This is a genomic window from Enhygromyxa salina (assembly GCF_000737335.2).
In the GTDB taxonomy this organism is placed as follows: domain Bacteria; phylum Myxococcota_A; class Polyangia; order Nannocystales; family Nannocystaceae; genus Plesiocystis; species Plesiocystis salina_C.
The window spans coordinates 1-8,260 of the sequence record NZ_JMCC02000184.1; the positions used below are offsets into that span (position 1 = coordinate 1).

General features: G+C 65.6%; 7 protein-coding genes. 6 read left to right on the forward strand and 1 reads right to left on the reverse strand.

Annotated features, from left to right (window positions below; all coding sequences use genetic code 11):
* Positions 1 to 690, reverse strand: a 690-nt coding sequence (locus tag DB30_RS39405) for a ribosomal protein L7/L12 (protein WP_205633175.1), incomplete at its 3' end; no start/stop codon positions are given.
* Between the two features lie 391 nt (positions 691 to 1,081).
* Here DB30_RS39405 and DB30_RS39410 point away from each other — a divergent pair.
* The 6 genes from DB30_RS39410 to DB30_RS39435 all read left to right on the forward strand — a co-directional run bounded on the left by DB30_RS39410 (position 1,082) and on the right by DB30_RS39435 (position 8,204).
* Positions 1,082 to 1,822 (forward strand): DUF4360 domain-containing protein, encoded by a 741-nt coding sequence (locus DB30_RS39410; protein WP_052559124.1) that lies wholly within the window; start codon positions 1,082 to 1,084, stop codon positions 1,820 to 1,822.
* A gap of 107 nt (positions 1,823 to 1,929) precedes the next feature.
* Positions 1,930 to 2,664, forward strand: coding sequence for a DUF4360 domain-containing protein (locus DB30_RS39415; RefSeq protein WP_052559126.1), 735 nt, complete (start codon positions 1,930 to 1,932; stop codon positions 2,662 to 2,664).
* A 229-nt stretch (positions 2,665 to 2,893) separates the two neighbouring features.
* Positions 2,894 to 3,688 carry a DUF4360 domain-containing protein gene (locus DB30_RS39420; RefSeq protein WP_052559128.1) on the forward strand — a complete coding sequence of 265 codons (795 nt, stop codon included), beginning with the start codon at positions 2,894 to 2,896 and terminating at the stop codon, positions 3,686 to 3,688.
* A 173-nt stretch (positions 3,689 to 3,861) separates the two neighbouring features.
* Positions 3,862 to 6,675: a pyruvate, phosphate dikinase gene (gene ppdK, locus DB30_RS39425; protein WP_052559130.1), complete on the forward strand. Its 2,814-nt coding sequence runs from the start codon at positions 3,862 to 3,864 to the stop codon at positions 6,673 to 6,675.
* A gap of 6 nt (positions 6,676 to 6,681) precedes the next feature.
* Positions 6,682 to 7,092, forward strand: coding sequence for a GFA family protein (locus DB30_RS39430; protein WP_052559133.1), 411 nt, complete (start codon positions 6,682 to 6,684; stop codon positions 7,090 to 7,092).
* A gap of 155 nt (positions 7,093 to 7,247) precedes the next feature.
* The gene (locus DB30_RS39435; protein ID WP_052559135.1) at positions 7,248 to 8,204 is read left to right on the forward strand and encodes a ferritin-like domain-containing protein; all 957 of its coding nucleotides are present in this window, start codon (positions 7,248 to 7,250) and stop codon (positions 8,202 to 8,204) included.
* Positions 8,205 to 8,260: the final 56 nt, after the last annotated feature.

Genomic DNA, 8,260 nt, shown 5'->3' on the forward strand with positions numbered 1-8,260 from the left:
GGGGTCGCGCGCGTCGGCGAGCGCCAGGGCGGCGGCGCCAACGAGGCCGCGCGGGTCACCCTGGGCTTGTAGCCAGTCGCCGTAGACCGCGGCCGCGCGGGCGAGCGCGCCGCTGTCCTGATCCGACTCGGCCATCTCGCGCTCCAGCTTTGGCGCGCGCGCGCCAACCCGCGACAGGATCTCGATCTCGCTGCCCGCCTCGACCAGCCCACTCGCCGCCCAGCGACGTCGGTGCTGATCGATCGCCTCGAGCAGGGCGTGGAGACCCCCGTCGCCGGGCCGCGTCGCCACGTTATGCCCCCATGCGCCAAGTTGCCCGCGGGTGCACAACAGCTCGACGCCGATCACCGAGAGCCGCTCGCAGACTTGCTCACCGCGACGCTCGTGATGGGGGGCAAACGCATAGAGGTGCGCGTGAGCGTGCTCGATCGAGGTGGTCGCCCCAAACCGCCCAAGCCGCTCGCAGGCGTGGGCGGCGACACCTGGGGGGACCGCGTCGAGGATGACCTGGCCTTGCTCGACGGCGTCCTTGGCCAGCTTCAGGCCCATGCCGGTCAGGATGCGGACCTCCTTGATCGTCGTGATCTTGCGGCGGGCCGGCGCGCGCACCCGCACGGACACCAAGCGCTCGAAGCCGCGGCTATCGAGCGCGCGGGCGAGTCGTCCGATCGTCGGATCCACGCTGTGCATCTGGTCCTCGAGGCATGGGCCATGACACCTGGGGCATGAGCCGGGCGGCGGCGCCGACATCACAGCCACCAGCTGTTCAATGGATCATGACGGGCACCGTCGGATCGTCGAGAGCCGTGCCCCCGACAATCTTGCTGGGCATGCTAGTAGCAGCCAGTAGCAGCCAGTCCCGCCGCAGCTTCTTTCGGTTTGGCGGCTGCGTGGGCCGGTAACGATCTGCACCCAGGCGCGCGCTCGACGAGTTCGCCGGCACCCGCGCGGGGGCTGGCAATGCTGAAGTGTGACATTCGCGACCAAACAAATACCTGCACTTCATTCGTGTGACAGCGAGGCATTCGGCGTCATCGTAATACCAATGCGGTGGATGGTGCGGCCGCGTTGGAGCTCGAGCATGAACGAACCCCAGCGATACAACTTCGTCCGCGCCAGCGTCTGGCTGGCGAGCTTGCTGGTGGTCGTCGCGGCCTGCGGTGGGGATGAGGTTGATTCATCGATTGACGCGATTGACGCGATTGACGCGGGCGTGGCCGATGTTGACACCGAGCGCGCGCAGGGGGCGGGCGGCAACGTCGAGATGCTGCCCGATCCCAACGACGTGTGGATTCAGAGCATCACCACCCATGGAGCGGGCTGTCCAAAGTCCAAGCCCGACTCGGCGGTGAGCGATATATCGATCGACAAGAAGAGCTTCATCGTGACCTTCGCGGACATGGTGCTCAGCAACCCGCCGGGCCCCACGGTCAAGGTCACAAACTGCGTGGCCAGCGTCAGCCTCCATGTGCCAGGCGGCTGGCAGGTCTCCGTTGCGACCATCAACACGCGCGGCTACGCGTTCCTGGAAAACGGCCTGACGGCCCGGCAGACGTCGAGCTACTTCTTCGCGGGCGACCCAGTTGGATTCGTCGCCCACGCCAAGCTCGTGGGCCCAATCGACGAGTTCTATGTGTTCTCGGACGAAATTCCATTTGAGTCGATCGTGTGGTCGGCCTGCGGAATGTCGGCGATCTTCGCGGTCAATACATCCTTGATCTTGAACGCGACGCTCAACCCCAACGGCGCCGGCGTGTTCAACAACACAACAATTGATGGCAGCTTCAAGAAGGAATTCCAGTTTCAGTGGCGCAAGTGCTGATCTCGCGGCTGCCATACCTGCAATCCATTCGGGTGACAAGGGTCGGGCGCGGTGTCATGGTGTTGTCGATACGGTGCACGCGCGCCGCGATCATAGGAGCTTTCAGCATGAATGACCCCAACAAGAAAGTCATCGCCCGTTCCTGCGTCGCCGTCATCTTGCTGGCCGCGGCGCCCGCGTGCAACCTCGATGAAAGCGAAGAAATCGACGATCGGGACATGATCGTGGTCGTTGATGCGGCAGCACGTGATGCCAGCGAGGAGCTGTTGTCCCCGGGTGCAGGGGAGCCGCTGGCCGCGACGCCCAACCCCCAACAGGTCTATGTCGAGAGCGTGGTCGTCAACGGCTCGGGCTGCCCATTTAATGAGCCAGGGTCCGTCGATGTGAAGCTCTCCCCCGATCTGCAGCGCCTCGATCTCAGGTTCGAGGACATGCTGATCACGGCCCCGGTCGACCCGCCAGGCCCAGCGATCAGCACGCTGAACTGTGTCGTGAGCGCCAAGCTCCACGTGCCCACGGGCTGGCAGTTCTCCGCGGCGGCGATCGAGACCCGTGGCACCGTGTCGCTCGAGCAGGGGATGAAGGTCCGTCATGCCTCGGACTTCTTCTTCGCCGGAGACCCCGGGTACAACGTCGTCAACAACCTCGAGGGCTCGATCGCTGCTCGGTTCCGATTCGTGAACAACGTCCCGTCGCAGTCGGTCGTGTGGTCAGCCTGCGGCGGCTCGGTGCTGTTCGGCATGAACACCGCCATGGTCCTCAACGCGATCCAGAACCCGCAGGGATCCGGCACGGACAAGGTTCGGACCAACAACTTCACAATCCAGTGGCAGAAGTGTTGAGGTTGGAGAATGGTTGACAGGATCAGGCCCAGGCTCCCGCGCGCGCTCGCGGTTGAAGCCGGGCGCTCTGCGTGCACGAGCCCGCGCAGGGTGAATCGCGCGTATTGCCAAATGATGACATTGGCAACCAATTGAATGCCCGCAATCCATTCGCTGGCAATGGCATTTGCGGGTGCCATAATTTCCTTTGATGCGGTGCATGGGGTACCGCTTTGTAGGAGGAGTCATCATGAAGGACCCAAACAAGCGTCTCATCGTCCGCTCGGGCGTCATCGCCATCTTGCTGGGCGTCGTCCCGGCATGCACTGTCGATGACGGCGAGTCGGTCGACGACCAGGACAATCTGGACATGCTCGCGGCCTTGGAAGACCCGTCACACGAGGAGTTCGACTACCTCGCGGAGCTCGGCATCAGCGGCGCGCAGGAACAGGCCCCGGGTCCGAACAACTTGGTGCCTGACAAGGTCGCCCAGATTACGCCCTCGCCCGACGACGTCTACATCGAGGACATCGTTGCGAGCGGCGTGGGCTGTCCCTTGCCGGGCTCGGCGGTGGCCCAGATCTCCAGCGACAAGAAGAGCTTCATCCTGATCTTCAAGGACATGCTGCTCACCAACCCGCCACCGCCGCCAATCAAGACCACGAACTGCGTGGCCAGCGTCAAGCTCCACGTGCCCAGCGGCTGGCAGGTCTCCGTCGCAACCGTGAACACGCGCGGCTACGCGTTCCTCGAGAAGAAGATCAAGGCCCGCCAGACCTCGAACTACTTCTTCGCCGGCCAACCAGTTGGATTCAGCGCCCACAGCGACCTCGTTGGCCCGTTCGACGACTTCTATGTCTTCTCCGACGAGGTCCCGTTCCAGTCGCTCGTGTGGTCACCGTGCGGCACCTCGTCCATCTTTGCCATCAATACGTCGTTGCAGCTCAACGCGATCGCCAACCCCACCGGCAACGGCATCTTCAACAACACCTCAATCGATGGCCAGTTCAAGAAGATCTTCCATTGGCAGTGGAAAAAGTGCTGAGCCAAGCATGACCGCTGACATGCGTGCCCGGCTCTCGAGCCAGCGCAGACCAAGGCGGGGGAGACAGGTCTCTCCCGCCTCTTGGGCGTGCGGGGGTGGCGGACCCAACTCACGGGGGGGCCAGCGCGCGGGCATTGACCGCTGACAGCTACGGGCGTACAGCTGGCGCCACGATGCCCCGCAAGTATGTCTACTCGTTTGGAGATGGTGCGGCCGAGGGTCGCGATGACATGAAGGATCTGCTGGGCGGCAAGGGTGCTGCGCTGGCCGAGATGAGCAACGCTGGGATCCCGGTCCCGCCGGGCTTCACGATCACCACCCACGCGTGCATCTTGCATCGGGATCTGGGCACGGTCCCCGCCGAGGTCTCGCGGCAGATCGACGAGCACCTCGCGTTGCTCGAGCAGCGGATGGGTCGCAAGTTTGGTGACGCCGACGAGCCCTTGTTGGTCTCGGTGCGCTCGGGCGCCAAGTTCTCGATGCCGGGCATGATGGACACGGTCCTCAACCTTGGCCTCAACCCCAAGTCGGTGCGCGGGCTGGCCAAGTCCAGCGGGGATCCACGGTTTGCGTTCGACGCGTATCGCCGCTTCATCATGATGTACTCGAACGTGGTGCTGGGCCTCGACCGGGCCCCGTTCGAGGAGGTCCTCAGCGCCGCGCGTCGCAAGAGCCGCAAGCAGAGCGACTCGCAGCTCGACGCCAAGCAGCTCGAGAAGATCATCGCGTCGTTCGAAAAGATCGTCCGCGACCAGACCGGCAAGCCGTTCCCCCGCGAGCCCCACGCCCAGCTGCGCGGCGCGATCGAGGCCGTGTTTGGCTCGTGGGACACCGAGCGGGCCAAGCACTATCGCAAGCTGCACGACATCTCCGACGCGCTTGGCACCGCGTGCAGCGTTCAGGCGATGGTGTTTGGCAACCGTGGGGATCGCAGCGCGACCGGGGTTGGCTTCACCCGCAACCCCGCAACCGGCGAGCGCGAGTTCTATGGTGAGTTCCTGCAGAACGCCCAGGGCGAGGACGTCGTCGCCGGGATTCGGACCCCGCTGTTGCTCGAGGAGCTCGAGACGATCCTCCCAGAGGCCTACGCCGAGCTGCAAGACATCACGCTTCGGCTCGAGCGCCACTACGGCGACATGCAGGACTTCGAGTTCACCATTGAAGAGGGCAAGCTGTTCATGCTGCAGACCCGCGCTGGCAAGCGCACCGGGATCGCGGCGGTGCGGGTTGCGACCGACATGGTCGACGAGGGCCTGATCACCCGTGAAGAGGCGGTGATCCGGGTCGAGCCCGTGCAGCTGCTGCAGCTGCTGCACCCGGTGTTCGACCCTGCGGATCGGGCCAAGTACGAGGTCGCGGCCCAGGGGATCAACGCCTCGCCGGGGGCCGCGTGCGGGCAGCTGGTGTTCACCCCCGAGGACGCCGTGACGGAGGCCGAGGCCGGCAACAAGGTCGTGCTCGTGCGCCACGAGACCAGCCCCGACGACATCCACGGCATGCACGCGGCCGTTGGCCTGGTCACCGTGACCGGCGGCATGACCAGCCACGCGGCCGTGGTCGGCCGGCAGATGGGCAAGCCGGCCGTGGTTGGCTGCGAGGCCCTGCGGATCGACACCGCCCGCGAGCAGCTGCACATCAACGGTCAGACGATCGGGCGCGGCGACTGGCTGTCGATCGACGGGACCACAGGCGAGGTCATCTTGGCCCAGGTCGCGACCATGCCTTCGGAGGTCGTGCAGGTCGTGACTGGCAAGCTGCACCCCAGCAAGAGCACGATCTTCGCCGCGTTCGAGCGGCTGCTGGACTGGGCGGATCTGACCCGGCGGCTGCGCGTGCGGGCCAACGCCGACACCGGGACCGACGCCCAGATGGCGCTGGCGCTGGGGGCCGAGGGCATTGGGCTGGCGCGGACCGAGCACATGTTCTTTGGCGCCGACCGCATGCCCAAGATGCAGCAGATGATCCTCGCGCGGACCGAGGCCGAGCGGCGCAAGGCCCTCAAGAAATTGCTGCCGCTGCAGCGCCGCGACTTTCTGGCGCTGTTCAAGGCCATGAGCGGGCTGCCCGTCACGATCCGCACCCTGGATCCGCCGCTCCACGAGTTCTTGCCCAACCCGACCGAGCTCAAGGTCGAGATCGAGGTGCTCAAGGCCACCAGCAAGAACAAGCGCAAGGGCAAGGCCGAGCGCGCGGCCGAGCTCGCCGAGCTCGAGGCCCTGTACGAGCGGGTGCTCAGCCTCACCGAGATCAACCCCATGCTTGGCTGGCGTGGGTGTCGGCTCACGATCTTGGTCCCCGAGATCATCGAGATGCAGGCCCAGGCGCTGTTCGAGGCCGCGGCCAAGTGCATTGCGACCGGGATCCCGGTCGACCCGGAGATCATGATCCCGCTCGTGGGTGACGCGGGCGAGCTGAAGCTGCAGCGCGAGGTCGTCGACCGGGTCGCGGGTGAGGTCATGCGCAAGCGTGGGATTCACATCAACTACAAGATCGGCACGATGATCGAGCTGCCCCGCGCAGCGCTCACCGCCGACGCGATCGCAGCGCACGCAGAGTTCTTCAGCTTTGGCACCAACGACCTGACCCAGACCACGTTTGGGTTTAGCCGCGACGACGCTGGCAAGTTCCTGGGCCACTACGTGGATCAGGGGATCTTGCCGCGCAACCCGTTTGTGTCGATCGATCGTGAGGGCGTGGGCGAGCTGATGCGCATCGCGGTCGAGAAGGGCCGGACCGCGCGGCAGGGCGTGAAGATTGGGATCTGCGGTGAGCACGGCGGCGACCCGCAGTCGGTTGGCTTTTGCCACGACCTTGGGCTCGACTATGTCTCGTGCTCGCCCTACCGGATCCCGGTCGCAAGGTTGGCGGCCGCGCAGGCGGTGCTGCACGAGCGCGGCGTCGAAGAGCTGCGGACCCGGGCCCGCAAGAACCTGCGCTACAAGACCCCGCCCACCTACCACGGCACCGCGCGCGGCTCGACGGACTGAGCTTCCATGTCGCGTCGCAAGGGAAGCTGCCTGTGCGGGGCGCTGCGCTACGAAATCGAGTGGGAGCTCGAGGGTGAGCTCGACGGTGTGTGGCTGTGCCACTGCTCGAATTGCCGCAAGGCCAGCGGCGGCACGGGCAACGCCATTGTCATCGTTCCGCGCGAGCGGTTTTTTTGGGTGAGCGGTGAAGACCACCGGGTGACGTACGAGCTGCGCCCGACCTACTCGATCACGCGCTGCAAGACCTGCGGCACGCCGCTGCCCGCCGAAGAAGACGAGACCAACGTGTACCTGACCGCGGGCACCCTCGACGATCCGATCGGCGTGGGGATCAAGACCCATATTTTTTGTGGGTCGCGCGCGGACTGGGATCACGACATGGACGGCGTTCGGCGGTTTGACGAGCGCAGCTCGTAGCGACGGGCTGCGAGTTTGACAGGCGACGCGTCGCGGACCCGCCATTCCGCCATTCCGCCGTTCATGGGTCCAGCAAACTCGACCCAAGGACCCGTGACCGTTCTGTCCGCAGATTTATCACGTCTTCGCATCCTCTCTCGTGTAGAATTTTACGCATGGATGTTCGCCACGCGCTGCTCGCCGTCCTTTCCACGGTTCCGCTGGCCAACTGCCACATCTCCTCGGGCGAGGAATGCATCCTGCCTGCGGAAGACTTCGAGATCGACGAGTCACTCACTCCCGCACAGATCGAGGCGCTCGTAGAGGAGTACGGCGCCGACTGTGAGGCGGCCTGCAGCGAAGCTTATGCCCGGACCGTTGGCGGCTGGGAGCCGACCAGCATCGACACCTGCGACCTCTACCTGCCCCCGGACTCCGATCAAGACGGACACATCAGCTGCACGGGATTGGGCGTAGAGATCGTGTGTACGGAAGGTCGGCGGCCGCTCGGTCACGTCGAGGCCGGCGACGATCGCTGCACCAGCGCGCTCGGACGGCGGCTCGCGGCGATGGCCTACCTCGAAGCCGCCTCGGTCGACGCTTTCGAGCAGCTCGCCGCTGCGCTCGAGGGGTGGGGGGCGCCCGCGCAGCTCGTCGCACGCTGCCACGCGGCGGCCGCTGACGAGGGCAATCATGCGCGATGGCTGACGGCGCTCGCCGTAGCTCACGGAGGCTGTGTGCCAACGCCAACGCGACTCCACGATGCGCCGATGACCCTGTTCGCGCTCGCCGAGCAAAACGCGAGTGAGGGATGTGTCTACGAGACCTTCGCCGCGCTCATCGCCAACGTTCGCGCTCGCCGAGCCCAGGATCCGCGCTTGCGCAGGGTATACGCCCGCGTCGCCGCCGACGAGACCCGCCACGCGCAGCTGGCCTGGGATCTCGACGCATGGTTCCGAGGCCAGCTCGACGCTGGTGCGGCCGCGCGGGTCGAGGCCGCGCGGGACGACGCGCTCGCGCAGCTGGCCGCCCGCGCTTGGGGGGTGGCGCAGCTGCCTGCTGAGCTTGGTACGCTGCACGTTGATGAAGCCGCGCGGCTAGCCGGAGCGCTCGGTGCCCGTCTGGCGGCCTAGTCCTTGAATAAGCGCTGTAAAACAGCAAAAAGATGAAATTCACCTGAGGAGCCCAG